The organism is Imhoffiella purpurea (assembly GCF_000585215.1).
Classification (GTDB): domain Bacteria; phylum Pseudomonadota; class Gammaproteobacteria; order Chromatiales; family Chromatiaceae; genus Imhoffiella; species Imhoffiella purpurea.
Window position 1 is genome coordinate 1 of record NZ_AONC01000079.1, and the last position, 26987, is coordinate 26987.

General features: G+C 65.5%; 22 protein-coding genes. 10 read left to right on the forward strand and 12 right to left on the reverse strand.

Going from position 1 to position 26987, the window contains the following annotated elements; genetic code table 11:
- The 4 genes from D779_RS19655 to soxZ all read left to right on the forward strand — a co-directional run.
- Window positions 1-655, forward strand: a 655-nt coding sequence (locus D779_RS19655; RefSeq protein WP_043757720.1) for a vWA domain-containing protein, incomplete at its 5' end; no start/stop codon positions are given.
- Window positions 656-857: 202 nt separating this feature from the next.
- Window positions 858-2348 (forward strand): beta-barrel assembly-enhancing protease, encoded by a 1491-nt coding sequence (locus D779_RS19660; protein ID WP_043757725.1) that lies wholly within the window; start codon window positions 858-860, stop codon window positions 2346-2348.
- A gap of 261 nt (window positions 2349-2609) precedes the next feature.
- Complete coding sequence (soxY, locus tag D779_RS19665) at window positions 2610-3083, forward strand: thiosulfate oxidation carrier protein SoxY (protein WP_043757729.1); 474 nt, start codon at window positions 2610-2612, stop codon at window positions 3081-3083.
- A 56-nt stretch (window positions 3084-3139) separates the two neighbouring features.
- A complete protein-coding gene (gene soxZ / locus D779_RS19670) occupies window positions 3140-3451 on the forward strand; it encodes a thiosulfate oxidation carrier complex protein SoxZ (protein ID WP_043757732.1) in 312 nt (103 codons plus the stop codon).
- 75 nt (window positions 3452-3526) lie between these two features.
- Here soxZ and D779_RS19675 read toward each other — a convergent pair whose 3' ends face one another.
- Complete coding sequence (locus D779_RS19675; RefSeq protein WP_232424250.1) at window positions 3527-4528, reverse strand: lysophospholipid acyltransferase family protein; 1002 nt, start codon at window positions 4526-4528, stop codon at window positions 3527-3529.
- 239 nt (window positions 4529-4767) lie between these two features.
- On the opposite strand from D779_RS19675, the gene D779_RS19680 reads away from it, so the two are divergent.
- Window positions 4768-5196, forward strand: a complete 429-nt coding sequence (locus D779_RS19680) for a rhodanese-like domain-containing protein (RefSeq protein ID WP_043757735.1) — start codon at window positions 4768-4770, stop codon at window positions 5194-5196.
- A 50-nt stretch (window positions 5197-5246) separates the two neighbouring features.
- On the opposite strand, the gene D779_RS21350 is transcribed toward D779_RS19680, so the two are convergent.
- From D779_RS21350 to trmJ, 4 genes are all read right to left on the reverse strand, one after another.
- On the reverse strand, window positions 5247-5804 hold the full coding sequence (locus D779_RS21350; protein WP_232424251.1) for an iron-sulfur cluster co-chaperone HscB C-terminal domain-containing protein: 558 nt from the start codon (window positions 5802-5804) through the stop codon (window positions 5247-5249).
- 140 nt (window positions 5805-5944) lie between these two features.
- Window positions 5945-6427, reverse strand: a complete 483-nt coding sequence (gene iscR, locus D779_RS19690) for a Fe-S cluster assembly transcriptional regulator IscR (protein ID WP_043757738.1) — start codon at window positions 6425-6427, stop codon at window positions 5945-5947.
- Between the two features lie 64 nt (window positions 6428-6491).
- Complete coding sequence (cysE, locus tag D779_RS19695; RefSeq protein WP_043757741.1) at window positions 6492-7289, reverse strand: serine O-acetyltransferase; 798 nt, start codon at window positions 7287-7289, stop codon at window positions 6492-6494.
- A 5-nt stretch (window positions 7290-7294) separates the two neighbouring features.
- Complete coding sequence (gene trmJ / locus D779_RS19700; RefSeq protein ID WP_052348306.1) at window positions 7295-8104, reverse strand: tRNA (cytosine(32)/uridine(32)-2'-O)-methyltransferase TrmJ; 810 nt, start codon at window positions 8102-8104, stop codon at window positions 7295-7297.
- An 88-nt stretch (window positions 8105-8192) separates the two neighbouring features.
- Between trmJ and D779_RS19705 the strand changes: the two genes are divergently transcribed.
- Entirely contained in the window at window positions 8193-8990 is a 798-nt protein-coding gene (locus D779_RS19705) for an inositol monophosphatase family protein (protein WP_043757744.1), read from the forward strand.
- A gap of 45 nt (window positions 8991-9035) precedes the next feature.
- On the opposite strand, the gene D779_RS19710 is transcribed toward D779_RS19705, so the two are convergent.
- The 4 genes from D779_RS19710 to ppdK all read right to left on the reverse strand — a co-directional run bounded on the left by D779_RS19710 (window position 9036) and on the right by ppdK (window position 17176).
- The gene (locus tag D779_RS19710) at window positions 9036-10145 is read right to left on the reverse strand and encodes an osmoprotectant NAGGN system M42 family peptidase (RefSeq protein WP_043757747.1); all 1110 of its coding nucleotides are present in this window, start codon (window positions 10143-10145) and stop codon (window positions 9036-9038) included.
- Window positions 10142-11890 carry an N-acetylglutaminylglutamine synthetase gene (ngg, locus tag D779_RS19715; protein WP_043757750.1) on the reverse strand — a complete coding sequence of 583 codons (1749 nt, stop codon included), beginning with the start codon at window positions 11888-11890 and terminating at the stop codon, window positions 10142-10144. The genes D779_RS19710 and ngg overlap by 4 nt, the downstream gene beginning before the upstream one ends.
- A 47-nt stretch (window positions 11891-11937) precedes the next feature.
- On the reverse strand, window positions 11938-13713 hold the full coding sequence (locus D779_RS19720; RefSeq protein ID WP_043757753.1) for an N-acetylglutaminylglutamine amidotransferase: 1776 nt from the start codon (window positions 13711-13713) through the stop codon (window positions 11938-11940).
- Window positions 13714-14407: 694 nt separating this feature from the next.
- A complete protein-coding gene (ppdK, locus tag D779_RS19725; RefSeq protein WP_043757755.1) occupies window positions 14408-17176 on the reverse strand; it encodes a pyruvate, phosphate dikinase in 2769 nt (922 codons plus the stop codon).
- A gap of 422 nt (window positions 17177-17598) precedes the next feature.
- On the opposite strand from ppdK, the gene D779_RS19730 reads away from it, so the two are divergent.
- The 4 genes from D779_RS19730 to D779_RS19745 all read left to right on the forward strand — a co-directional run bounded on the left by D779_RS19730 (window position 17599) and on the right by D779_RS19745 (window position 23811).
- Window positions 17599-20439 carry a valine--tRNA ligase gene (locus D779_RS19730; protein ID WP_043757801.1) on the forward strand — a complete coding sequence of 947 codons (2841 nt, stop codon included), beginning with the start codon at window positions 17599-17601 and terminating at the stop codon, window positions 20437-20439.
- Window positions 20440-20599: 160 nt separating this feature from the next.
- Window positions 20600-20986 (forward strand): hypothetical protein, encoded by a 387-nt coding sequence (locus tag D779_RS19735; protein ID WP_043757757.1) that lies wholly within the window; start codon window positions 20600-20602, stop codon window positions 20984-20986.
- A gap of 11 nt (window positions 20987-20997) precedes the next feature.
- Entirely contained in the window at window positions 20998-22338 is a 1341-nt protein-coding gene (locus tag D779_RS21355) for a ParA family protein (protein WP_052348307.1), read from the forward strand.
- A 3-nt stretch (window positions 22339-22341) separates the two neighbouring features.
- A complete protein-coding gene (locus D779_RS19745; RefSeq protein WP_043757759.1) occupies window positions 22342-23811 on the forward strand; it encodes a hypothetical protein in 1470 nt (489 codons plus the stop codon).
- Between the two features lie 15 nt (window positions 23812-23826).
- On the opposite strand, the gene D779_RS19750 is transcribed toward D779_RS19745, so the two are convergent.
- The 3 genes from D779_RS19750 to D779_RS19760 are packed head-to-tail and all read right to left on the reverse strand — an operon-like array spanning window position 23827 to window position 26979.
- A complete protein-coding gene (locus tag D779_RS19750) occupies window positions 23827-24714 on the reverse strand; it encodes an efflux RND transporter periplasmic adaptor subunit (protein ID WP_043757806.1) in 888 nt (295 codons plus the stop codon).
- Window positions 24715-24730: 16 nt separating this feature from the next.
- Complete coding sequence (locus tag D779_RS19755; protein ID WP_043757762.1) at window positions 24731-24940, reverse strand: DUF1656 domain-containing protein; 210 nt, start codon at window positions 24938-24940, stop codon at window positions 24731-24733.
- Complete coding sequence (locus D779_RS19760) at window positions 24937-26979, reverse strand: FUSC family protein (protein WP_043757809.1); 2043 nt, start codon at window positions 26977-26979, stop codon at window positions 24937-24939. The genes D779_RS19755 and D779_RS19760 overlap by 4 nt, the downstream gene beginning before the upstream one ends.
- Between the last annotated feature and the right edge of the window lie 8 nt (window positions 26980-26987).

The window sequence follows — 26987 nt, forward strand, 5'->3', positions numbered from 1 at the left end:
CGGGCCGCGGCCGCTCTCGGCGAGCGAGCGCGAAACGCTCGCGGTGCAATGGCGGCAACGCCTCGCCGGGGCCGCCCAGCAGGCGCTGCAGGCCGGCAAGCTCGGGGGCGAACTGGCCCGCACGATCGAACACCTGCTCCAGCCCCAGCTGCCCTGGCGCATGCTGCTGGCGCGCTATCTCACCTCCCACGCCCGGGACGACTACGACTATCACCGCCCCTCGCGCCGCGAGGGCGACTTCATCCTGCCGCGACTGCACAGCCATCAGATGGATCTGGCCGTGGCGATCGATACCTCGGGCTCGATCCGCGATGCCGAGCTCGACGACTTCATCGCCGAGATCGACGCCATCAAGGGGCAGGTCAGCGCCCGAGTCACACTGCTGCCCTGCGATGCGCGGCTCTCCCCGGACGCGCCCTTCCGGTTCGAGCCCTGGGACCCGTTCCGGAAACCGGTCCGGATCGGCGGGGGCGGAGGAACCAGCTTCCTGCCGGTCTTCGAGTGGCTCGCCGCACAGGACCGATCCCCCGACCTCCTTGTCTATTTCACCGACGCCAACGGGGTCTTCCCCGAGCGCGAGCCGCCCTATCCGGTCATCTGGCTGGTGAAGGGCCGTACCGCCGTGCCCTGGGGACAGCGGATCCAGCTCAACTGACCCCGCCGATCCAGCCTCGAACGCACAGCGGACAAACTCGGACCCGTTCGGCCGTCCCGGCTCCTCCACCGGTGGTCAATGCCGGCTTCATTGTGTTTTCATCCTCTCTCCACGCGCCATCGAGCATATTGAGGCACCCTCGGTCCGGCGTTACCTTCGCGATGGGAACTCAGCGGACGAGGTGCCCTCTGAGCTAGGAATCATGACGACCAAACCGCGCCCCCGAATCCGAAGACTCCTATTCGCCGCCGGCGCCCTCGCCGCCGTCGGGCTCGCATCCCCACCCGCCCAGGCATACCGTCTGCCCGACATGGGCAGCTCCGCGGACGCGGTCATGTCGACCGGGGCCGAGCAGCGACTCGGCAAGGCCTTCATGCGCAGCGTGCGCGAATCCCTGAAGGTGGTCGACGACCCGACCCTGACCAGCTACATCGAGAGCCTCGGACAGACCCTGGTGGCCGCCGACCCGGAGGCCTCGGGGAATTTCACCTTCTTCCTGATCGACGAGCCGGTGATCAACGCCTTCGCCGGACCCGGCGGCTATATCGGCGTCTTCGCCGGGCTCGTCCTGGCCGCCGAGACCGAGAGCGAACTGGCCGCGGTCATGGCCCACGAGATCGCCCACGTCACCCAGCGCCACCTGATGCGCGGCATCGAGGCCCAGAGCAAGATGACGGTCCCGGCCATGGCATTGCTGGTCGCGGCGGCCATCCTGGGCGCACAGGTCTCGGCCGACGCCGGAGCCGCCGCCATCGTCGGCGTTCAGGCCGCCGCGCTGCAGAGCCAGATCAACTTCACCCGCGACAACGAAAAGGAGGCCGACCGCCTAGGCATCGCCACCCTCGCGAACGCGGGCTTCGACCCCTATGCCATGCCCGGCTTCTTCGAAAAGTTGAGCAAATCCAGTCGGCTCTACGAAAACAATGCCCCCGAATTCCTGCGCACCCACCCGGTCAACAGCAACCGCATCGCCGACGCCCTGGGCCGCGCCGACGATCATGGTGCCCGACAGCGCCCGGACAGCCTGCGCTTCCAGCTGACGCGCGCCAATCTGCGCCAGCGTTCCTATTCGCGCGCCGAACTCTCGGTGGCCCATTTCCGCGACACGCTGCGCGAGGGCCGGCTGCGCAGCGAGACGGCCGAGCGCTACGGCTACGCCCTGGCGCTGGAACGTGCCGGCCAGCTCTCACGGGCCAAGGAGATGACGGCCAAGCTGCTCTCGGCCCAGCCGAGTCAGATGGAATTCGTCATTCTGGACGCGCGTCTCGACCGCAAACTGGGCAAGGCCAATCAGGCCGTGGAGCACCTGCGCCAAGCCGTCAGTCTGTCATCGGACCAGTGGCCGCTGAGGGTCGCCTATGCCGAGGCCCTGCTGGACGCTGGCAGGCCGAACAAGGCGATGGACGAGCTCATGGCGGTCGCCAGACTGCGCCCGGGCAACGCCTTCCTCTACGAGATGCTGGAGCGGGCGGCCATGAAGGCGGGCAACCGCGCCGCGACCCACCGTTTCCGCGCCGAAAAGCTCTATGCCGAGGGCGATCTCGAACCCGCCATCCGACAACTTGAGATTGCATTGCGCGGACGCGATATTCCCTATCACGACGCAGCCCAGATCCAGGCGAGACTCGACGCCTGGAAAGAAGAAGAGCGCGATCAGAAGCGCCAGGACAAAGGAGGCCAAAACCGCCGGTAGACCCGGGCCGAAGATCGGCCGACGCCTCAGCCACCATGCCGGCGCCTTCGAGACCTGCGAGGGTCGCCCGGCTCAGGACTGGGCCATGCCCGGCGCATCCGACCGACGCTCACCCGGAAACCGTCGATGTCACGGTGTCGCGCCATCGCGCCGACCGGTTCGAACTCATCACGGCAAGACCGTCCTTTGGCGAGTCAGGACGCAACGAACGAAGGCTCGCACCCTTCATTTCACCACTGATGCTCGACAGGAGATTCCTGCATGATCGATGCGAAACGTAGAATCCTGCTGAAAGGCTCACTCGCGGCCGGCTCGGTCGGCGTCGCGGCCGGCACCGGACTGCTCGCACCCGGACAGGTGCTCGCGGAATGGAACGAGGCCGCCTTCCGCGCCAAGGACATCCCGAGCGCTCTGGACAACCTGATGGGAGCCGACGGCGCCGAGGTCAGCGAGCGGATCAAGATCAAGGCACCGGACATCGCCGAGAACGGCGCCGTGGTCCCCGTCACCGTCGAAACGGATCTGGAGGACGTCACCTCGATCGCCATCATCGCCTCCGAGAACCAGACGCCCCTGATCGCCTCCTTCGACCTGACCCCTGCCTCGATTCCATTCGTCGCCACCCGCATCAAGATGGCCAAGACCGCGGACGTGGTCGCCGTCGTCAAGGCGGGCGGCACACTCTACAAGAACGCCAAGAACGTCAAGGTCACCATCGGCGGATGCGGCGGCTGATCGCCGGCGGCCACGCCTATACCGAATAAAAAGCCGATATTGGAGGAATGCAACCGATGCCAGACATCAAGATTCGCGCGAAGCTGAGCGGTGACGAAACCACCGTCAAATGCCTCATGAGCCATCCCATGGAGACCGGACTGCGCAAGGACAGCAAAACCGGCGAACTGGTGCCCGCCCACTTCATTCAGGAGGTCGTCTGCAAGCACAAGGACCAGGTCGTGATGACCGCGTCCTGGAGCGGCGGCGTCTCCAAGAATCCCTACCTCTCCTTCAAGTTCAAGGGCGGGGCGTCCGGGGATCCGATCGAGATCGCCTGGACCGACAACAAGGGAGAATCCAGCAGCGCCTCGGATACCATCTCCTAAGGACGTGTCGAGGTCGATTCCGGCGACCCGCAGTGGGGGACGCCGGAATCGATGCGATGCCCGGCCCGCCTTCCGTCAGCCCTCGCGCAGACGGCCGACATGGCGCAAGGCATGCGCGTCGTCGAGGGGACCCGTATAGATCTTGAGCGAACCCTCGGGGCGCCGACGGAACCTTTTGTAGGGCCAGAGATACTGCTCGGGACAGGTCAGGACGCAGCGCTCGATGCCTTCGTTGAGCGCGCGCGCGGCGATCGCATCGTCGTCGCTCGCGATGCCCTCCGGGGCCGGGATGCAATGCAGCCTGAATCCGCAGACGTCTCGAAGCCGCTCGGCGAACAGGAAGACGACCGGGGCACCCGTGCGTTTGGCCAGACGGTTGACCAGCAGCATGGTGAATGCCGGCTCGCCGAAGAATGGCGCGAAGACGGCCCCCTTGTCGGCCTTGGGCTCCTGGTCGGGCAGGATGCCGACGAACTCGCCGCGTTCCAGCGCCTGGATCAGCACCCGAATGCCCTTGGGCGTGATGGGCGCGAGCTCGCCGCCGGTCCGTGCCCGCGAGTCGCGAATCAGGTCGTCGAGATAGCGCTGAGGCTTGTAGAAGATGGCCGTGGGCCCCTGAGCGGCCAGATAGAGTCCGGCCAGCTCCCAGGCACCGATATGGGGGGAGAGCACGATCAGCCCCTTGCCATTCTCGCGCCGCAGCCATTCGCCGCCTCTCACCTCCTTGATCAGACCCAGGACCTGCTCGACCGGACGCAGCCAGAGATAGCCGATCTCCGCATAGGTCTTGCCGAACTCCCTGAGGTTGCGGTCGCGCAGCCGGATCTGCTCGCGCTCGGACAGATGCGGCAGACAGAGTGCGATGTTCAGCAATGCATTGCGGCGCTGCCGGTTCGGCCAGCGCGCCACCAGGGCTCCGACAGCAGCACCCAGCCGATGATTCATCGACAAGGGCAGACGTGAGATCAGGTGTACCACCAGATGCGCCAGACCATCCTTCAAGACCAGTCCCAAGGCACGGCGATCCTTCGCCGGTCGCTTCGGCGCGGGCTGTTTCGGCAGAGACGATTTCGTCACTCGATTCTCCTCGCAAACGCCATCCACCCGCCCCGTCGGGGCGGAGGCAACCCGACATGCCCGTGGAGGCCGCCGGTGAAATTCGAACCAACCGCCCACAATTAGGCGAATTCATAAAACGAGCCCGAGGCTCCGAGAGATCGCGGCATCCCCTCGGCGGGACAGGGACCGGCCCGCCCGGGACGACTGCGGCACACCACCACCATCGCAGACCCATCGAATATGGAGGAAGACCCCATATGCAAGACGATCAACCCAAAGGACTCAGCCCCCAAGAGGCCATCGAGCTGCTCGAAGGCCATCCGCAGGCGGTCCTGGTGGACATCCGTTCCTCCATGGAATATCTCTTCGTCGGCCACCCCAAGGGCTCGGTCCACATCCCCTGGATCGACGAGCCCGACTGGGTCGTCAACCCGCACTTCGTCACCGAGATCCGCAAACTCCTATTGGGAGGCGCCGTCTGCGACCAGGATACCGGCTGCGCCCCGGTCATCCTCATCTGCCGCAGCGGCAAACGGTCGCTCGAGGCCGGCAAGGCCCTGATCAACGAGGGCTTCAAGACCGTCTACCATGTCGAGGAGGGTTTCGAGGGCGATCTCGACGAGCAGCATCATCGCAGCAGCACCGGCGGATGGCGCTTCCATGGGCTTCCCTGGGAACAATGCTGAGACGCGGAGGCCGCCGGGGGATCGGCGGCCTTCCGGCTGGGCGTCCGCATTCAGTCGCGAATGCCCAGCTCCATCCTCCGGTACTCGGCGTCGCGCCGACAGCGACCCAGGAACTGGAGCTGGCGCACGATCTCGCGCGCGGCCTGCAGGTTGGACGGACAGGGATCGGCCAAGAGGGCATGCAGCTCCTTGTCGAGCGCGGCGCAGCGCTCGGCCAGCTGGGTCAGCACCTCGGCCACCGCGGTCGCGGGATCGGAGCGGTTCGTCGCCTCGGCGAGGATCTCCTGCAGCTCCATCCGCTCCATCAGGGAGGCCCCCTGGCTGCCGGGAATCTCGGCCCGACCGGAATCGGCCGAGCCGCCCTCGGGATAGAGACTGAAGAGATACTCCGCCCTGGCGAGCGGATCGGTCAGTGTCCGGTAGGCCTCCTCGACCTGGTTCAGCGCCTGCACGTTCCCAGCCGAATCCACATCGTTGTCGACACCATAGCAGATGCGCTGGGCGCTGCGAAGCAGGGCGCGATAGCGCTCCGCCAACAGGCTCGCGTCGATCGCGAAGCTCATCGGCAGGTCGAACAGCTCGAAATAATTCTTGGCGGAATTCAACACTACGAAGGGAATGGACGGGACCCTCACCCGGCTGCAATCGAGACGACCCAAGACTGGCCTCATCCCCCCATGCTAGCCGGATTGGCGGCGAAGGCAAGTGCCTATCTGCATCGGAGCACCCGCGGATGCCATCGGCGGATTCAGACGTTGGCGACGACGCGCTGCACGTCGAGCTTGACGTCGACGGCGGCGCAGCTCGTCGGGGGACGCTGACCGGAGGCGTCGCGGCGATCGACCAGCTGCTGGAGATCGATCTTGTTCAGATGCTCGTAGATGAGATCGCTCAGATCGTTCCAGAGATCGTGGGTGAGACAGGGGCCGTTGTCCTGGCAGTTGTGGGCACCGCCGCAACGGGTGGTATCGACGCTCTCGTCCACCGCCGAGATGACCTCGGCGACATGGATGTCGGCGGCGGCACGCGCGAGATTGTAGCCGCCCCCCGGCCCCCGGACGCTGGTCACCAGGGCGCGCTTGCGCAGCTTGGCGAACAGCTGTTCCAGATAGGACAGAGAGATTCCCTGCCGTTGCGCGATATCGGCGAGCGCGATGGGACCCTGACCCTGATGAATGGCCAGATCCAGCATGGCGGTCACGGCATAGCGGCCCTTGGTCGTCAATCTCACGTGCAGCTTCCTCCAGCCTCGTTTTGCAGCATGGAATGATACGTTACCCGACCAGAACGATCAATTAAGCCCCACGCCCCTTGGGGTCGTCCGAATCGGCTGCGTCGGGCTCGGTCGCCGGCTCGATGGTCATGGAGTCGAGATCGCCGTCATGCTCGAAGCGCGTCATGATGCCATGCGATTCCAGCGTCAGCGACATGGCCTCCATGCGCCGATCCATCTGATGGATATGATCGAGCATGCGGTTGATGGCGTTGGCGACCGGATCGGGCGCATCGCGGGTAGCGCCATAGGCGTCGAAGCCGATGCGCTTGGCGGTATCGGCGCGACGCTGCGCCCGCGCATCGCCGACCGGCTCGATGATGCGCCCCGGCACGCCCACCGCGGTCGCCCCCGACGGAACGGACTTGACCACCACCGCGTTGGAGCCGATCCGGGCACCGTCGCCGATCTCGATCGGCCCCAGCACCTTGGCTCCCGCTCCCACCACCACGTCGTGCCCGAGCGTCGGATGGCGCTTGCCCTTCTGCCAGCTGGTTCCGCCCAGGGTCACGCCATGGTAGAGGGTGCAGTCGTCGCCGATCACCGCGGTCTCGCCGATCACCACGCCCATCCCGTGATCGATGAAGAAGCGCCGCCCGATAACGGCGCCGGGATGGATCTCGATGCCGGTCAGGAGGCGCGCCACGTTCGACAGCACCCGCGCCAGCCACTTGGAGTCCCGATGCCACAGCCAGTGCGCCAGACGATGCGCCATCACCGCATGCAGGCCGGGATAAGTGGTCAGCACCTCGAAGCCGTTTCGGGCCGCCGGGTCGCGATCGAAGACGCAGCGAATATCTTCCTTCAGTCGGGCGAACATGGACCTCACTCGTGTTGGGTGGATGGGGATTGGGAGGAATCTTCGGCCTGAGACTCCTGCCGTTTGAAACGGCCGGCCGTCTTACGGCCCTGGGCCGCGCTCAGGATGCCACGCAGGATATTGAGCTCGATACGGTCGGGACGCGCCCGGTTGAACAGACGCCTCAAACGTTTCATCAGGGTCCGCGACTGATCCGGATCGCTGAAACCGATCTGGATCAGCGTCTCGCGCAGATGCCCGTAGAGCCCCTCCATCTCGTCGGCCGTGGCCAGATCCCGGCGCGCTTCGTCGGACGAAGCCGCAGCGGTCCGCCCTCCGGTCTCCAGAAACCCGCGGCGGACCTCGTAGGCCAGCACCTGGGCGGCGGCGGCGATGTTCAGCGAGCTGAAATCGGGATTGGTCGGGATATGGACCAGATAATGACAGCGGGCCAGTTCCTCGTTCGTGAGACCGGAGCTCTCGCGCCCGAAGACCAGTGCGACCTCGCCCTCGGCGGACTCATCCAGCAGACGGTGGGCACACTCGAGGGGCTCCAGCACCGGCCATTCGATGCTGCGCAGACGCGCGCTCGCACCGATCACCAGGCGGCAGCCGGCCAGCGCATCGACCAGATTCTCGTGGATTCCGGCGCCCTCGAGCAGATCGTCGGCGCCCGAGGCTCGGGCCATGGCCTCGGCATCCGGTCTGGCCTTGGGCGCCACCAGCTCCATGCGCGAAAGACCCATGGTCTTCATCGCCCTGGCGACGGCCCCGATGTTGCCGGCATGGGTCGTTTCGACCAGCACGAAGCGGATTCGCGCGAGCGAGTCGGTCATTTGGTCTATCATGGGGGATCAGTTCATCAAGATTATCGCTGTATCGTCGAACCATGATACAGCGGCCGCCCCGGATATCCTTCACGACATGCATCCAAGTCTCAACATCGCCATCCGCGCCGCCCGCAGTGCCGGCAAGCTGCTGCTTCGCTTCTCCGACCGCGTCGACCAGATCCGCTTCGAATCCAAGAGCCGCCACGACTTCGTCAGCGACGTCGACCGCGCCGCGGAGGCCGCCATCATCCAGGAATTGCGCGGACGCTTCCCCAACCACGCCATCCTGGCCGAGGAGAGCGGCGAGCAGGGCAGCGGCGACTATCAGTGGATCATCGACCCGCTGGACGGAACCACCAACTATCTCCACGGCTTTCCACAGTACTCGGTCTCCATCGCGCTCAAATACAAGGGCCAGCTCGAATGCGGGGTGGTCTACGACCCGCTGCGCGAGGAGATGTTCACCGCCGCGCGCGGCCAGGGCGCCCAGCTCAACGACCGCAAGATCCGGGTCAGCAGCCGCCAGACGCTCGACGGAGCGCTCGTCGGCACCGGCTTCCCCTTCCGCGATCAGCGCTACATCGACGCCTATCTCGGCATGTTCAAGGCCATGACCCAGATCACCGCCGGACTGCGTCGTCCGGGCTCGGCCGCGCTCGATCTGGCCTATGCCGCGGCCGGACGCACCGACGGATTCTGGGAGATCGGGCTCTCGCCCTGGGACTGCGCCGCGGGCGCACTGCTGGTGAAGGAAGCGGGCGGTACGGTCACCGACCTGAGCGGCGGCGAGCGCTTCCTGGAGACGGGCAATCTGGTCGCGGGCAACCTGCGGGTCCACCGCGACATCCTCGACCTGATCAAGCCCTTCCTCAACGAGAAGTTGAGCGCCTGATCCAGCCCCGAACACCCAGCGGGTCCGGCGCCGAACCGGCGCGAATCAGCCCGGCTGGGTCGGGAAGCCGGCGCGCGGTCCGATGCCGTAGCGGTCGCGGCTGTAGAGCGGAGGCCCCTGCATGTAGATCCCGACCAGTCGCGCCAGGGATTCGAGCGCGTCCAGATGGATGCGCTCGTAGCCGTGCGAGGCGTCGACGCCGAAGGTCACCAGGGCGGTACGCACGTCGTTGCCCGCCTCCAGCGCGGCCGCGCTGTCCGAACGGTAGTATTTGAAGACGTCGCGCTGGTGCGGGATGGCGAATTCCTGACACAGCTGGATGATGCGGTGGGTCAGGTGGTAATCGAAGGGGCCGCTCTGGTCGGCCATGGCGATGGTGACCCCGAATTCGCTCGAGTTCTGTCCCGGCGCCGTGGTGCCGTTGTCGATGGTGAGCATCTCGGCGACGTCCTGATGCAGCGCGGCCGAGGCGCCCGAACCCACCTCCTCCGAGATGGTGAACAGGGGGTGACAGTCGACCGGCAGGTCGAGCCCCTCGCGATGGACCGATTCGATCGCGGCGAGGAGCACGGCGGCACCGGCCTTGTCGTCGAGATGGCGCGAGTTGATGAAGCCTGTATCCGTGATCTCGGGCGCGGTGTCGATGGCGATGAAATCGCCCACATGGACGCCGAGACGCAGCAGATCCTCGAGCGTGCGCACCTTGGCATCGATGCGAAGCTCGACGTGCTCCCAGCCGCCGGGCTGATTGTCGATCTCCGGGGCGAAGGTATGGCCTGAGGCCTTGAGCGGCAGGATGGTGCCGCGCCACTGACAGTGATCGGTGAACAGGGTGGCGCGTGCGCCCTCGGCGAAGCGTGCGTTCCAATGCCCGACCGGCACCAGTTCGAGCCGACCGTTCTCCTTGAGCGACTTGACCATGGCGCCGAGCGTGTCGATGTGGGCCACCACGGCCCGGTCCGGCTCCGAGACCCGGCCCTTCAGGGTCGCGCGAATGGCGCCCCGTCGGGTCAGCTCGAAGGGAACGCTCAGACGCTCCAGCTCCTCGCTCACCAGGTGCACGACCCGATCGGTATAGCCCGACGGGCTCGGGGTGAACAACAGCCGGAGCAGGATGTCGACCAGATATTCGGAGTCGATGTGGGGTAGCTTCACGCGTCGTCCTCACGGGCGGCAGTGAGTGGAAAGAGCAGATCGACGAAGCGCTCCGCCGTCGGCTGCGGCTCGTGGTTGGCCAACCCGGGCCGCTCGTTGGCCTCGATGATGACATACTCCGGGCCGCCGACCGAAGGGACGATGAAATCCAGGCCGGTCACCGGGATGTCGATCGCCCGTGCCGCGGCGACGGCCGCCTCGACGAGACGCGGATGCAGCGCGTCGGTCACGTCGTGAATGGTGCCGCCGGTGTGCAGATTGGCCGTCTTGCGCACCTGCAGCTGTTCGCCCTCGGGCAACACGTCGCTCATCTCGTAGCCCGCCTGCTTGACGCAGCGCTCGGTCTCGCTGTCCAGGGGGATCGAGCTCTCGCCGCCGGTCGCCGCCCGTCGGCGCCGGCTCTGGGCCTGGATGAGGTCGTGGATGCTGTGCTGACCCGTGCCCACGACATGGGCCGGGCGCCGGATGGCGGCCGCCACGACCTGGAAATCGATCACCACGACGCGCAGATCGTCACCCTCGACGAACTCCTCCAGGATGACGGTATCGCAGATCCGCTTGGCCGCGGCGATCGCCTCCTCCAGCGTCTCGGGATCGCGAACGTCGACACTGATGCCGGCACCTTGCTCGCCTCGGGCCGGCTTGACCACCAGACGTGTGAGCTTGGAGAGAAAGGCTTCCGCCTGATCGAGCGCCTCGAAACGGGCCTGCTCGGGCACCCTCAGGCCGGCACGCCGGAGCAGACGATGGGTCACCGACTTGTCGTCGCAGCGACTCATGGCGACCGCGCTGGTCAATTCGGTCAGACTCTCGCGACAGACGATCCGACGCCCGCCGAGCACCAAGGCGAAATAGCCGGCCGGGGCGTCGATCACCTCGATGCCGATCCCGCGCCGACGCGCCTCGTTGACGATGATGCTGGCATAGGGGTTGAGATCGCCCTCCGGCTGGCGCCCCATGAAGAGCGGTTCGTTGAAGGCGTTCTTGTTCTTGAGGGCGAATGCCGGGATCCGCTCGAAGCCGAGCTTCTGGTAGAGCCGGATCGCGTTGGTATTGTCGTGCATGACCGAAAGGTCCAGGAAGGAACGGCCGCGCGCGAGGAAGAACTCGATCACCTGGCGCACCAGCGACTCGCCGATCCCGGGATAGGTCGCCTGGGCGTCGACCGCCAGCGCCCAGAGGCTGGCGCCGTTCTCGGGATCGCCGAAGGCCGCCGCATGATCGACTCCATTGACCACGCCGAGCAGGCTCCCGTCCTGCTCGTCCTCGGCCACCCAGTAGGTCAGCACCTTCGATGTCCGCTGCGACCAGATGAAGTCGGCGCCGGGCGGCACCATCCGCCGGCTGATGTAGAGACGCTGGATGGCCTCGGCATCGTCATGGCTGTTGAGCAGGCGGATATGGAAGCCCTTGGGCCGGCGCTGACAGGACTGATAGCGCTCGAACCAGAGCCGGAAGGTGTGCGACGGATCGAGAAAGAGATCCTGAGGCGCATAGGAGAGCACCACGTGCGGATCGTTGAGGTAGAGCGCGACGTCGCGCTTGCCCGGACGCTCGTCCTGCAGGGCCGTGGCCAGGCTCATGGGGTCGGAGAAGGTCTGACCGAAGAGCAGCCTGCCCCAGCCGCAATCCACCGTCGCCGCATGACCCGTCTCCTGGTCCGGTCGCGGCTTCCGGTCCCAGTTCTTGACCGAGGGCGCGCTGCTCCGTTCGAGACGGTGATGGATGCGGTCTTTCATAATCATGATCGCCTGTCCTGTGTCGCTCGCATTGATCGGATAACCCTCAGGCCTCAGACCCCGTGCTCCTGCAGCCACATCTCGAGGAGCGCGACCTGCCACAGCTTGGAGCCCCGCAGCGGCGTGATGTGATCGTCCGGCGCGGCCAGCAGCTCGTCGACATAGGCCGGCTGGAAGAGTCCGCGCTCGCGGGCGCGGGACGAATGGACCAGATCCGTGACGGTCTCCAGCACCTTACCACGCAGGTATTTCAGTGCCGGGACGGGGAAATAGCCCTTGGGCCGATCGATGACCTCGCTCGGGATTATGCGCCGGCCGATCGCCTTGAGGACGCCCTTGCCATCGTCGCAGAGCTTGAAGCGATCCGGGATGCGCGCGGCCAGCTCGACCAGCTTGTGATCCAGGAAGGGCACCCGCGCCTCCAGCCCCCAGGCCATGGTCATGTTGTCCACGCGCTTGACCGGATCGTCGACCAGCATGACGCCCTGATCCAGGCGCAGCGCCTTGTCGACCGGCGCCTCGGCCCCGGCGCGGGCGAACTGCTCGGCGATGAAGGCACGGCTGTGATCGGCGCCGTGGAAACGCGGATCGACCGCGCGCAGAAATTCCTCGTGGGAACGGTCGCAGAAGGCGCGGGCATAGTCGCCCGCCGGATCCTGACTGCCGACCATGGGCGGATACCAGTGATAGCCGGCGAAGACCTCGTCGGCGCCCTGACCGCTCTGGACCACCTTGACGTGCCTGGAGACCTCCTCGGACAGCAGATAGAAGCCGATGACGTCGTGGCTCACCATGGGCTCGGCCATGGCGCGCACGCAGTTGGGCAGCTCGGGCAGCAGACGCGAGGCCGAGTCGACCCGGATCTTGTGGTGACGCGTGCCGTAGTGCGCCGCGATGATGTCGGAATACTGGAACTCGTCGCCGACCTCCTCGCCCACGGTCTCGAACCCCACCGAAAAGGTGTTCAATCCGCTCTGACCCTGCTCTGCAAGAAGCCCGACGATGAGGCTGGAGTCCAGACCGCCCGAGAGCAGCACGCCGACGTCCACGTCGGCGACCAGACGCCGCTTCACCGCGGTGCGCAGCGCGTCCAGGACACGTTCCTGCCAGTCCTCGTAGGAGAGATTCTTCTCATCGGAGCCGGTCGCGAAGCGCGGATCCCAATAGAGCCGATCGCTCCGGCGGCCATTGGGCTCGATGGTGCGGATGGTCGCCGGCGGCAGCTTGCGCACCCCGGACAGGATGGTGTGCGGAGCCGGCACCACGGCATGGAAGTGCATGTAGTGATGGAGCGCGACCGGGTCGATGTCGGTCGAGACCCCACCGCCCGCCAGCAGGGCCGGGAGGGTCGAGGCGAAGCGCAGTCCGCCGGACACCTCGGCGCAGTAGAGGGGCTTGATGCCGAGCCGGTCGCGGACCAGGGTCAGACGGCCGCTGTCGCGCTCGGCGACGGCAAAGGCGAACATGCCGTGGAAACGGTCGACACAGCTGGAGCCCCAGGCATGGAAGGCCTTGAGCACCACCTCGGTATCGCCGTGGGAGAAGAAGCGGTAGCCCCGTCCCTCGAGCTCGACACGCAGTTCCTTGTAGTTGTAGATGCAGCCGTTGAAGGCGACGGAGAGCCCCAGCTCGCTGTCGACCATCGGCTGGGCAGCATGGTTGCTGAGGTCGATGATCGAGAGACGCCGATGCGCCAGTGCGATGCCCCCCTGCTGCCAGATGCCGTGACCATCCGGTCCGCGTGGCGTCATGGACGCGTTCATGGCGCTCAGGGCGCCCAGGTCGACCGGGTTGTCGTCGAAGCGGATCTCACCGCAAAAACCGCACATGACTGCTTCTCCTGCTTGGAGTGGGGCGAAGAGCTGGTCGGGCGAAGCGTTCCACGGCAACCGATCGGTGTAAAACCGGAGCTCGGATGAACGGCCAATCATCGATGCAAAGCTCGCATGCACTCGACGGACGAGGCATCGAGGTCGCGCGGCCTCAAGGACCCGAATCGCCGATTCGGGCCGCGCCGCAAACAGGGTGAACGACGCAAGACACGAGAGAGATGGCTGGACCGATCGGCTGACAGCGCAGGGCCTTTCGTCCGCAATTCAAGATTTCGCTAAATATTTTCTATAGATACTAACCGACCCTGGCGAATGGGTCCAGAATGCGTCGAACAGCGGGGCCAGAATAAACGCCTCGTTTCAGCTCGAAGCAGATGGGGTTCGAGCACCGAGGAACAAGTACTCGACTGACGACCAAGCATCCCGGAAACGCCCGTTCGGAACCGGCGGCTCGGCCGAATGAAGACGCCAGAAAACACGAAACGAAAACGCTTCGAACAAAGGGTCTGCCGAAGGTGTCGAGAGGAAGGGAGTCCGACTTACCGCACTCCACTATGGCTCCGGATCGAGCCGAGCGGCCTATTGCGGGAGACGAGGGAGTCGGGAGAATTCCGACGAACCGCCATCCATGGCGCATCCGGGAAACACCGTCACTCGGCGCCTCCCGCGACATCCGTGCCGATCAGCTGGATCAATCGGCCTTCAGAGCGGCATGGGCCGCGGCCAGGCGCGCCACGGGCACGCGCGGTCCGGAGCAGCTGACGTAGTCGAGCCCGGCCGTGTGACAGAAGGCGATGGACGCAGGATGGCCGCCGTGCTCGCCGCAGATGCCGACATGCAGGTTGGGCTTGACCTCGCGTCCCCACTCGACCGCGAGACGCATCAGCTTGCCGACGCCTTTGACGTCCAGCACCTCGAAGGGGTTGTCCTGCAGGATCCCCGACTGGTTGTAGAGCGGCAGGAACTTGTTCTCGGCATCCTCGCGCGAGAAGGAGAAGGCCGCCTGGGTCAGGTCGTTGGTCCCGAAGGAGAAGAACTCCGCCTCCTCCGCCAGCGACTCGGCCCGCATGCAGGCCCGCACCACCTCGATCATGGTGCCGAACTTGAACGCCACCGGCTTTCCGTAACGCTCGGCGACCTCGGCATGGATGCTGTCGACGAAGGCCTTCACCTTGCGCAGCTCCTGCGCGGTACAGACCTGGGGCACCTTGATCTGGGGATGCACCTCGATGCCCGCCTTCACGCACTCGGCCGCCGCCTCGAGGATGGCACGCACCTGCATCTGATAGATCTCGGGGAAGGTCATGCCGAGCCGCACGCCGCGATGCCCCAGCATGGGGTTGGTCTCGTAGAGCGCCCGCACCTTGCGGAGCATGGCCTCCTTCTTGGCGATCGCCTCCTCGACCACGGCCGGATCGACCATGCGCCGGGCCGTGTCCACCTCGTGCCTCAGGCTCTCCGAGGCGTGCAGCAGACCCATGGCACCAGCCAGGACGCTGACCCCGCGCGCGCTCTGCGCCAGGACGCGCAGCTCGGACAGCTCGCGCTCGAGCACGTGCTCGTCGGGCAGGAACTCGTGGATCGGCGGGTCGAGCAGACGGATGGTGACCGGGTTCGGCGACATCACCTCGAAGAGATCGCGGAAGTCGTTGCGCTGCAGCGGCAGCAGCTTGTCCAGTGCCTCCTGGCGCTGCTCCGGGGTCTCGGCGACGATCATCTCGATGACGATAGGCAGCCGCTCGACGTCGTTGAACATGCGCTCGGTACGCGCCAGACCGATGCCGACCGCGCCGTAGCGGCGGGCCTTGCGGGCATCGTTGGGCGTGTCCGCGTTGGCCATGACCTTGAGCTTGGCCGCCTCGTCGGCCCAGCCGAGCAGTGTATTCAGCTCCGAGGTGAAGTCCGGCTCGACGGTCGGGATGGCGCCCAGATAGACCTTGCCCGAGGTGCCGTCGATGGTGATGACGTCGCCTTCCTTGAAGCTGGTGATGCCGACCCGCGCCTCGCGCCGGTTGACGTCGACGCTGATGCCCTCGGCGCCGGCGACGCAGGGCTTGCCCATGCCGCGCGCCACCACGGCAGCGTGCGAGGTCTTGCCGCCGCGCGAGGTGAGGATGCCCTCGGAGGCGAAGAAGCCGTGGATGTCCTCGGGCTTGGTCTCCTCGCGCACCAGGATGACCTTGCGCCCCAGCTCCTTGCCGAACTGCTCGGCACGATCCGCGTCGAAGACCGCGATGCCCGAGGCCGCGCCCGGCGACGCCGGCAGACCCTGGGCGACCGCCTCGGCCTTGACCGTCGGGTCCAGACGCGGGAAGAGCATCTGCTCGAGCGAGTCCGGCTGGATGCGCAGCAGGGCCTCTTCCTTGGAGATGAGCCCCTCGGCCTCCATCTCGACCGAGGAGCGCACCATGGCCACGGTGTTCATCTTGCCGTTGCGGGTCTGCAGACAATAGAGCTGGCCGCGCTCGATGGTGAACTCGAAGTCCTGCACCTCGCGATAGTGGCTCTCGAGCTTGTCGCGCAGCTCGTCGAGCTGGACCGCCAGGTCCGGCATCTCGACCTTGAGCCGATCGATCGGCTTAGGCGTGCGGATACCGGCGACCACGTCCTCGCCCTGGGCGTTGATCAGATATTCGCCATAGAGCTTGTTCTCACCGGTCGCGGGGTTGCGGGTGAAGGCCACGCCCGTAGCCGAGTCGTCACCGCGGTTGCCGAAGACCATGGTCACCACATTGACCGCGGTGCCGTCGGCCATCTCCGGGGTGATGTGGAACTGCTTGCGGTAGTCGACCGCGCGACGGCCCATCCAGGAGTTGAAGACCGCCTTGATGGCGATCTCCAGCTGCTTGTAGGGATCCGAGGGGAAGGGGTGCCCGGTCGCCTCCTCGACCACCTTGAGGAAACGCTCGCTGACCTCTTTGAGATCGTTGGCGGAGAGGTCGACGTCCTGCTTGGCGTGGGCCGCCTCCTTGATCGCCTCGAACTCCTTGTCGAACGCCTCGTCGGACACGCTCAGCGCGACCTTGCCGAAGAGCTGGATGAAGCGGCGGTAGGCGTCGTAGCCGAAGCGCGCATCGCCGGTGGCGGCGATCACGCCCTGCAGGGTCTCGGCGTTCAGGCCCAGGTTGAGGATGGTATCCATCATCCCGGGCATGGACATGGCCGAGCCCGAGCGCACAGAGACCAGCAACGGATTTTCCGGATCGCCGAATCCCTTGCCGGTCTTCTCCTCCAGGGCACGCATCTGCGCATGAACGTCGTCGATCAGGCCGGCGGGCAGGGCGTGCTCGCTGGTGTCCAGATATTCCAGACATGCCTCGGTCGAGATCACGAATCCGGGAGGCACATTCAGACCGATCTGCGTCATCTCGCACAGATTGGCCCCTTTGCCCCCCAGCAGCTTCTTGTTCTTACCATCCCCTTCCTCGAACGCAAAGACGTATTGCTTGGTGCTGTCCATATTTCGAGCTAAGCCTCTCTCATCGTTGTGGTTGACGGGGAAACGAGACCCCCTGCGCGATGCGGGATGCATCGCCGCCTTCGACGGCCGCAAGCCGCTGAAAACGGAGGAACCGGGAAACCTCACTCTTCCTGTTCCGAATCGACATAGACCATGGACGGTCCCCTACGACTCCCTCAGGGCGCAACGGAGGATCGAACGCAGGCTATTCTGGCAAACCTGACGCCGGACCGTACCCTTCAATCGGCCTCTTTATTGCTGCCCCTCATGATTGAGGCCGATCGGCGGATATCCACTCCGGCACCCTTCGTACGTCATCTCGGGCCCCGAGGCAAGGCCGGAATCATGATGGCATTTCCCTGGCTGACCCTTCGGTTATACTCGGTTGTTTTCTCATGCGCCTGACCACGAGCCCGAGCACCATGCTGGACAAGAACTACGACCCACAGACCCTGGAAAAGAACTGGTACCGCTTCTGGGAAGAACAGGGCTATTTCGTCCCCTCGCAGACCGAAGGGGACGGATCCTATTGCATCATGATCCCGCCGCCGAACGTCACCGGCAGCCTGCACATGGGTCATGCCTTCCAGGACACCATCATGGACGCACTCGTCCGCTATCACCGGATGAATGGCGAGTCCACATTGTGGCAGGCCGGCTCGGATCATGCCGGCATCGCGACCCAGATGGTGGTCGAGCGACTCATCGACGCCGAGGGCAAGACGCGCCACGACTACGGGCGCGAGAAGTTCCTGGAGCGGGTCTGGGAATGGAAGGCCGAGTCCGGCGGCACCATCACCCGCCAGCTGCGGCGCATGGGCTCCTCGCTCGACTGGGAGCACGAGCGCTTCACCATGGACAATGGACTCTCGGAGGCGGTGCGCGAGGTCTTCGTGCGGCTCTACGAGGAAGGGCTCATCTATCGCGGCAAGCGGCTGGTGAACTGGGACCCGGTGCTGCACACCGCCGTGTCAGACCTGGAGGTGCTCTCCGAGGAGGAGAACGGCCACATGTGGGATCTGCGCTATCCCCTGGTCCAGCCCGAGGGCGCCAAGGAGCCGCTCTACATGGTGGTCTCCACCACCCGTCCCGAGACCATGCTCGGCGACTGCGCGGTGGCGGTGAATCCCGAGGACGCGCGCTACAGCCACCTGATCGGCGAGTTCGTCGAGCTGCCGCTGACCGGGCGGCGCATCCCCATCGTCGCCGACGAGCACGCCGATCCCGAGCTCGGCACCGGCTGCGTCAAGATCACCCCGGCGCACGACTTCAACGACCATCAGGTGTGGCTGCGCCATCGCGACGAGACCGCGATCGCCGACCAGCCGCACGGCGGACTCATCAACATCTTCACCCCGGATGCCGCCATCCGCGACAACGAGCCTGAAGAGGGTCAGCTCATCCCGGCCGCCTATATCGGTCTGGACCGCTACGCCGCGCGCAAGCGCATCCTCGCCGACCTCGAAGAACTCGGTCTGCTCGCCAACGTCAAGGACCACAAACTCCAGCAGCCGCGCGGCGACCGCTCCCACGCCGTCATCGAGCCCTATCTGACCGACCAATGGTACGTCCGGGTGCAGCCGCTCGCCGATCCCGCCATCGAGGCGGTCGAGAAGGGCGACATCCGCTTCGTTCCGGACAACTGGAAGAACACCTACTTCGAGTGGATGCGCAACATCCAGGACTGGTGCATCAGCCGCCAGATCTGGTGGGGACACCGCATCCCTGCCTGGTACGACAGCGAGGGCAACGTCTACGTCGCCCGCTCCGAGGCCGAGGTGCGCGAGAGGCACGGCTTCGGACCCGAGGTCGCGCTGCGTCAGGACGACGACGTGCTGGACACCTGGTTCAGCTCGGCACTCTGGCCCTTCAGTACCCTGGGCTGGCCCGAGGAGACCGAGCGTCTGAAGACCTTCTATCCGACCTCGGTCCTGGTCACCGGCTTCGACATCATCTTCTTCTGGGTCGCCCGCATGATCATGATGGGCCTCAAGTTCATGGGCGAGGTCCCCTTCCGCGAGGTCTACATCCACGGCCTGGTGCGCGACACCCACGGCGACAAGATGTCCAAGTCCAAGGGCAATGTCCTCGACCCCATCGATCTGATCGACGGCATCGACCTGGAGTCGCTGGTCAAGAAGCGCACCGAGGGCATGATGCAGCCGCACCTCGCGGACAAGATCACCAGGGCCACGCGCAAGGAGTTCCCCGACGGCATCCCCGGCTTCGGCACCGACGCCCTGCGCTTCACCTTCGCCGCGCTCGCCTCGACCGGACGCGACGTCAAGTTCGACCTCGGGCGGACCGAGGGCTACCGCAACTTCTGCAACAAGCTGTGGAACGCCTCGCGCTACGTCCTCATGAACACCCAGGACCAGGACTGCGGACTGGGGTCGGAGCCGATCGAACTAAGCGCCGCCGACCGCTGGATCCGCGCGCGCCTCGACGCCACCACGGACACGGTGACCGAGTCCATCGAGACCTATCGCTTCGACCTCGCGGCCCAGGCCATCTACGAGTTCACCTGGAACGAGTTCTGCGACTGGTACCTGGAGCTCTCGAAGCCGGTGCTCACCGGCGACAGCGCCAGCGACGCGGCCAAGCGCGGCACCCGCCGCACGCTGGTACGGACGCTCGAGGGCCTGCTGCGTCTGGCACACCCCATCATGCCATTCATCACCGAGGAGATCTGGCAGAAGGTCAGGCCCCTCGCCGGCGCCGAAGGGGACACCATCATGCTCGCCCCCTTCCCGAAAACGGACCCCGAATCGGCGGATCCGCAGGCCGTCGCCGAGATCGACTGGGTCAAGCAGTGCATCCTGGGCATTCGCCGCATCAAGGGCGAGATGAACATCGCCCCCGGCAAGCCCCTGCCCGTCCTGGTGGCCAATGCCTCCGATCAGGACCGGATCTGGCTCGAGACCGCCCGACCCTATCTCGACTTCCTGGCCCGCACCGAGTCCATCACCGTCCTCGACGACGAATCCGAGGCCCCCGAGTCGGCCATCGCCCTGGTCGGTGGCATGAAGCTGCTCATCCCCATGGCCGGACTCATCGACAAGGAGGCCGAACTCAAGCGGCTCGACAAGGAGATCGCCCGTCTGACCGACGACATCGCCCGCACCGAGAAGAAGCTGGAGAACCCCAGCTTCGTCGACAAGGCGCCCGAGGCCGTGGTCCGGAAAGAGCGCGACAAGCTCGCCCAGCACGCCGCGGCGATCGACAACCTGCGCGCCCAGCGTGAGAAGATCGCGGCGCTGTAAAGGGGCGCGACACCAAGGCTCATGGAAGACACCTCCGAAGCAAGAAACGAGCGGTAGGTTGGGCCGACGCGAGGAGGCCCGACATGCTGACTCATGTTGGGCCTCGTACCTCGACCCAACCGACAGACCGACCGTTTCGCGGTAACAGGAGCGACGAAACATGGCCTACGATGTCCATCTCGAGCAATCCGCCACGCGTCATTACCAGGATGGCAAGCTCCTGATGGACAATCGTCGCCTCGATGCCGCCGGATACCATTTCGGATTCGCGGCTGAATGCGCGATCAAGCACCTCATGCGAGAAGCCGGCGTCATGACCGATGATCCCGCGATCTGGGCTCATTTCCCCGGGCTTCGGGTTCTCGCGCTCCAGTCCATCTCGGGACGCATGGCCGGTCCGTTGCGCACCCTGCTCGAACGGGAGAATTTCATGCAGCTCTGGGACGTACGCATGCGTTACGCCCCAAACGGATCGATCGAGGCCGACAAGGTGGAGCGTTGGCGCGGAGATGCCGACGCGGCCATCGGATGCCTCTACCGTCTATGAGCGCGTCACCCATGGAAACCATTCGATTCGACCAGAGTCTCGATGTCTTCGCCTCCCTCATTTTGGACACGCTTGGCGGGGACGTCCTCAAGGCCGGCACAGTGCTTCGGAATGCATCCGGGCACCTCGCCTTCATCACAGACTCGGAGCTTCCCCAGGAAACGGCAAGACACGCCGAACAGACCTTGGCCGAACGCCTGCCGGCTTATTGTCGCAGCGGAGGCGTCGTTCTCACGCCCCAGTTGCCGGGCGTCGCCGCCCTCTCGCGTCATGGCCGTGTCTATCTGGAAGAGGTTACGACACCAGGCGGGCGTTTCCCGATCCGCGTCATGGAGCAGCGCATCGTCGGTCAGGACTGGCTCGAAGCCCCCGCGCCCTCGGTCAATGCACCCGCAGCCCCCCGCATCGTCTTCGCCAGCCTCAAGGGCGGCGTCGGGCGGTCGACCGCGCTCGCCGTCGTTGCAGCCGATCTGGCAAGACGCGGCCGCAAGGTCCTGGTGGTCGACCTGGACCTAGAAGCCCCTGGAATCGGCACCATGCTGCTGACGCAGGAGGCGCTGCCCCGTTTCGGCCTGCTCGACTGGTACGTGGAGCAGGCGATCAACGGGACTGATCGGGACTTCCTGCTCGACATGATCGCCGCGAGCGATTTCGGGGCCGGGCGAGGGCTGATCGACGTCGCACCAGCAGTGGGCAAAACCGGTCACCGACACCCGGCCAACATCCTCGCCAAGATCGCGCGTGCCTATCTCGAGCAGCCAGAGAAAGAAGGCACCGGAACCCTGAGTTTTCTCGATCAGACACGACGTCTGATCGACGCGCTGTCTGATCTCAAGCGCTACGACGCGATCCTGATCGACGCGCGCGCCGGACTCAACGAAAGCACGGCGGCGGCCATCCTCGGCCTTGGAGCCCAAATCCTCCTGTTCGGAGAGCACACGCCCCAGACATTCGCCGGCTATCGTTATCTGCTGGCCCACCTCGCCCGCTTCCCGCGCAGCGAGGCAGACGATTGGCTGTATCGCCTGCGCACCGTCCACGCCAAGGCATCCGCCGATCTCGACAGACAGCAGGCATTCAGAGACCAGGCATACAGCATCTTTCAGGACTATCTCTACCAGGACATACCTCTCCCGGGAGAGGATGGAAACCCCTCTGCGGAGACGAGCCTCCCAGAGGCATCCATCGACGATCCGGAGGCGCCCCATTTCGCCTGGCCGGTCCTGCGGGATTCGAATTATTTCGACGTCGACCCGCTCTCCGAGCCCGCGCAATTGACGCCTGCGCTCTATGAGCGAACCTACCGGGCTCTGCTCGAAGGGGTCAACTCTTTGCTCGTTCCGGAGAGCTGAGTCATGAACGATGCCCCCCGCATCCTGCGCGCCGCGCTGGCCGGGTTGACTCCGGCACCGAGCCATGACGCCACTCGCCCGCCGGAGCTGACCCAGATCTACACGCCAGCGGGCCATGAAGCTGCCCTAGACCCCGAGCGTGTCATGGTGATCGGAGGGCGAGGAACGGGAAAGAGCTTCTGGTCGGCGAGCCTGCTCGACGAACGCACACGCGCATTCGTCGCGCGAAGCTATCCCCGACTGAGACTGGATCGGTGCGACGTCTCACTGGGTTTCGCCGGGGTCGACACCGGCTCGGGCGGCGCCCCGAACAGCGAGATACTGGACGAGCTGATCCTTCGCGACGGATACGCCCCCATCAAGGTGTGGCGGGCAGTGATATTGCGTGGCCTCTCGCGCTTCATCGAACTGGACATCCCCGCCAGCCTCGGCGGCAGAGACGGATTGGTCGCCTGGGTGGATGCAGATGCCGAGCGGGCACAAGAGATGACGCGACGCGCGGACGAGGCGATCCTGTCCCAGGGACGCCAGGTGCTCGTCATCTTCGATGCATTGGATCGACTCGGTGACAACTGGGAGGTCATCCGCGAGCGCACCAAGGCCCTTTTGCAAACCGCCTTGGCCATGCAGACCTATCGCGCCATCAAGCCCAAGATCTTCATGCGAATCGATCAGGCCGAAGATCGAGGGTTAGTGGTCTTTCCCGACGCATCCAAGCTGTTGAGCAAAGGCGCCAGGGTCGATCTGAACTGGGAATGCCGAGATCTCTATGGCCTGCTCTTCACCCTGCTCGCCAACGACCCGGATGCCCAACTCCCGTTCGCGAACCTCGTACAGCGCACGACCGGAGTCGACCTCGGCGATATCGATCGGATGGGACTCCCCGCCCCACTCAAGGACCAGGAATCGAAACAAGAGGCCATCTTCATCGCGCTGGCAGGGCACTACATGGGATCCAGTAGAACCAAGGGACGTACCTACACTTGGCTCTACAAACATCTAGCTGACGGGCTCGGCCGAGTGAGTCCACGCAGTTTTCTCGAGGTGCTGCGTAGTGCCGCCAACTATCGCGGCATGCCCGCAGACTCTCCTCTGGTCATCAATCACAAGGGCATTCAAGCCGGGATACAGGCCGCATCCGATCTACGTCTTCAGCACCTCCAGGAGGACTATAGATGGATCGAAACGATCTTGGAGCCTTTGGCCGATCTGAGGGTCCCTTGCCCGGAGGACGACATCCGAACGCGCTGGCGAGAGGCGGAGACGGTCCCTGCATTGTCCGAGTCCAGCAAGTCCTATCTGGAACCGATCGAATTCAGCGAGTCAGGCGAGGACCGACTGACAGCGCTACTTCGCGCCCTGATTCGCATCGGCGTTGCAGAGCGTCGCGCCGATGGACGCATCAATGTCCCCGATATCTATCGGGTCGCGGCGAAGCTGCTGAGGAGGGGTGGCGTCAGGCCCAACCGATGAGGAGCATCCAGCGACTCACGGGCGCTGAGCATCATCCAGCACCACCACCGTCGCCGTGCGCCCGACAACCAGATCAGTGATCGGATCCGGCAGCGCATCCAGGCTGATGCGCACCGGAACCCGCTGCGCCAGCCGTACCCAGCTGGAGGTGGGGTTGACGTTGGGGAGCAGGTTGTCGCTCGCGGCGCGATCCCGATCCTCGATCCCGGTGGCGATGCTCTGGACGTGTCCCTTCAGGACACGGCTCTCGCCCATCAACCGGACCTCCGCCGGCTGGCCGATCGAGATGCGGCTCAGCTTGGTCTCCTCGAAATAGCCCTCGACCCGGTAGGAATTGGCATCGATCAGCGCCATCACGGGCCGACCGGCGGTGACATAGTTTCCGATCCGCAGCCCCAGGTCGGACAGCACGCCGTCCACCGGCGCCTTGACCAGGGTGCGGTCCACATCGAGCACGGCCAGATCGCGCGCCACCAGGGCCTGGGTCAGGGCCGCCTCGGCCTGGGTCTGCTTGGAGCGGCTCTCCTCGCGATCCTCCTTCGAGACCATCTCGCCGAGCGCCTGGGCACGCGACGCGTCGCGCCTGGCCTGATCCAGGGCCGCCTGTCGCGCCATGATCTCGGCCGCCGCCTGGCGCAGGGCGAGGACATAGCGATCCGGATCGACCTGGAACAGCGGCTGCCCGGAGTGGACCAGCTGATCGTTGGTGACGAAGACCTTGGTCACCAGACCCGAAACGTCCGGCGCGATCTTGACGATATCGGCCCGCACGCGCCCATCCGGCGTCCAGGGTTCGATCTGGTAATGGACCCATAGCCTGTAACCGGCCACCAGGGACAGGGCCACCACGGACAGCGTCACCAGATAGCGACTCGATTTGAGAAAAAACTGCTTCGAAAACACGCGACGCTCCGTCATGTCATAGGATCCAGGAGGATGAGAGTTCGACCACCAGGAACCAGAGGATCACGAAGAGCGCGACCTCGAACAGCGCCTGGTGCCAGATATGGCGATAGGCCCCGAGCCGGATGAGTATCCGGTTGACGCCGAAGGTCAGGATCAGGGCGGCAGTGCTGGTCACCAGCTCGGACCTCAGGAAGACGCCGAAGACATCGACCTCGCCGATCATGAGGCACCTCCCGCATGAACCAGGGGGGCATTGCAGGCATCCGGGAACAGATTGCGTCTCAGACCGACCAGGGCGCTGACGCCCCGCGTGCCGAGCCCCCCCGAGGTCCCATGTGCCGAGCGCTCCAGCAGCCGATCGAACCGATCGAGCAGAGACCCCTCGTCCGCGGCCCGGCCATCCAGCCAGAGCCTCCGATAACGCTCGCCCACCGCGTCGAGCAGATGGTCCAGGTCGCGTGCCGCGGACTCGGGAAGACGGAGACCGCGCAGGGCCGCCACATCCATGCCCACCCTCAGTTCCCTGAGGATGTCGACGCCCTTGAGATCCGTGTTCCCGGCGCTCGCCAGCTTGGGCGCCAGCAGACCGAGACGATCCAGCATCCGCGAGGCGAAATCCATCGCCGTTCCTTCCTCGCGCCCGCTGGCCAGACGGGCGAGGTGACGCCAGGTCTGGCGCAGCAGACGCCTGGCGCTGACCTCGGCGCTCATCGAGCGCAGCGAGCGGGTGACGAAGACCGCGGCGAAGACCCCGAAGAACTGGGACAGGCCGATATTGAGGAAGCGCCCGAAATCGGCCGTTGAATGATCCTGAATGACGAGCATGTTGACGACGTTGAGGATGGTCGAGAGCGCCGGAAAGGCGAACCTGGGATCCGGGATCATGACCCCGATCCCGAGCAGCATGGGCGCCAGCGCCAGGGCCAGCATGGGGAAGCTGCCGATGGCCGGCATCACCACGAACAGATAGAGACCGGCGAGCAGCAGGGAGACCAGCAGATAGACCCCGAAGGCACGGATGGCCGGCACCGGATCGTCCATGGCGGCGAAGAGCGAGCAGGTGATGGCGGCCGTCATCGCGGACCATTTGCCGTCCTCCCAGCCCGATCCGATCCAGACCAGACAGACGAGCATGATGCTGATGAAGGCGGCCGCGCCGGAGAGCAGGGCCAGTTCGGGATCGCGGTGCAACGGCCGGTCGACGGCGACCGCGACCTGCTCGCCGAGCGGCCGGGGCAGCGGTCCGTCCGGCGCATGCAGGTGCGCCAGCAGCGCATGCCCCTCCCCCAGCGCCTTCACCAGATCGCCGAGACGCACGATCAGCGCGAGACGGGTCGCCCGGTGCCAGTCATGGGCGTCCGTCGCCTCGGCCATGGACTCGAGACGCGCGAGCAGCGGACGGGCGGCGGCGAGCCCGGCCCCGGACTCGACCCAATCGGCCAGTTCGCCGAGCAGGCTCCGGATCTCGGGGTCCAGTTCCGGGTCGACCCGCCGCATCGCCGCGATCCGGTCCGACAGGCTCGATAGAACGGGGATCAGGATCAGCAAACGATCGCGCAGCAGACTCACCACGGCGGTGGTCTCGCGCAGATTGGAGGTATCGAAGGGCAGATGGACCGCCATCAGCTGGATGTCGCTGGCCGCACCGGCCAGCCGCACGCGATCCCGCTCGACCGCGGAATCCTCGACCGGCGATCCGGCCCCCTGGCGCAGCAGATCGAGCGCCCAGGCGTCCGCCTCCCCGAGCCAGCCGCCGATGCGCGCGCGCAAGGTCTCGCCGACCGGGCGCGGGAACAGCAGGCTGTGGACCAGGGTCGCGCAGACGATGCCGAGCAGGATCTCCTGAACCCGATTGACGGCGACATCGAAGATCCCGGTCGGCTCGGTCACCGCCGGAAAGCCGATCAGGGCGATGGTGTAGCCGGCCAGCATCAGCACATAGGCGCGCGGCGAGCGGTCCATCACCGAAATCGTCAGACAGATACCGACCCAGAGCGACATGGCCAGGGAGAGCAGCACGGGCGCCTGCACCAAGGCGGGGATGAGCAGCACGGCACCCACGGCGCCGAGCAGGGTCCCCAGGAACCGGTAGATCGCCTTGGAGCGCACGGCCGCCGCCAGCGGATGGCTGACGATATAGACCGTCATCATCGCCCAATAGGGACGCGGCAGGTCGATGCTCATGGCGAGATAGAGCGCGAGAATCGCCGCCAGGAAGGTGTTGAAGGCGAACTGCAGACTGGATGCGGAGATCTTGGGCATCGAGAACA

Excerpts from the sequence above, each read along its gene's own strand:
- D779_RS19755 (WP_043757762.1), bottom strand. The coding sequence starts at position 24,940 with ATGATCGGCGAGGTCGATGTCTTCGGCGTCTTCCTGAGGTCCGAGCTG.
- soxY (WP_043757729.1), top strand. The coding sequence starts at position 2,610 with ATGATCGATGCGAAACGTAGAATCCTGCTGAAAGGCTCACTCGCGGCC.
- soxZ (WP_043757732.1), top strand. The coding sequence starts at position 3,140 with ATGCCAGACATCAAGATTCGCGCGAAGCTGAGCGGTGACGAAACCACC.
- D779_RS19660 (WP_043757725.1), top strand. The coding sequence starts at position 858 with ATGACGACCAAACCGCGCCCCCGAATCCGAAGACTCCTATTCGCCGCC.
- trmJ (WP_052348306.1), bottom strand. The coding sequence starts at position 8,104 with ATGACCGACTCGCTCGCGCGAATCCGCTTCGTGCTGGTCGAAACGACC.
- D779_RS19720 (WP_043757753.1), bottom strand. The coding sequence starts at position 13,713 with ATGTGCGGTTTTTGCGGTGAGATCCGCTTCGACGACAACCCGGTCGAC.
- D779_RS19680 (WP_043757735.1), top strand. The coding sequence starts at position 4,768 with ATGCAAGACGATCAACCCAAAGGACTCAGCCCCCAAGAGGCCATCGAG.
- ngg (WP_043757750.1), bottom strand. The coding sequence starts at position 11,890 with ATGATTATGAAAGACCGCATCCATCACCGTCTCGAACGGAGCAGCGCG.
- D779_RS19735 (WP_043757757.1), top strand. The coding sequence starts at position 20,600 with ATGGCCTACGATGTCCATCTCGAGCAATCCGCCACGCGTCATTACCAG.
- ppdK (WP_043757755.1), bottom strand. The coding sequence starts at position 17,176 with ATGGACAGCACCAAGCAATACGTCTTTGCGTTCGAGGAAGGGGATGGT.
- D779_RS19730 (WP_043757801.1), top strand. The coding sequence starts at position 17,599 with ATGCTGGACAAGAACTACGACCCACAGACCCTGGAAAAGAACTGGTAC.
- D779_RS19705 (WP_043757744.1), top strand. The coding sequence starts at position 8,193 with ATGCATCCAAGTCTCAACATCGCCATCCGCGCCGCCCGCAGTGCCGGC.
- D779_RS19745 (WP_043757759.1), top strand. The coding sequence starts at position 22,342 with ATGAACGATGCCCCCCGCATCCTGCGCGCCGCGCTGGCCGGGTTGACT.
- D779_RS21355 (WP_052348307.1), top strand. The coding sequence starts at position 20,998 with ATGGAAACCATTCGATTCGACCAGAGTCTCGATGTCTTCGCCTCCCTC.
- D779_RS19760 (WP_043757809.1), bottom strand. The coding sequence starts at position 26,979 with ATGCCCAAGATCTCCGCATCCAGTCTGCAGTTCGCCTTCAACACCTTC.
- cysE (WP_043757741.1), bottom strand. The coding sequence starts at position 7,289 with ATGTTCGCCCGACTGAAGGAAGATATTCGCTGCGTCTTCGATCGCGAC.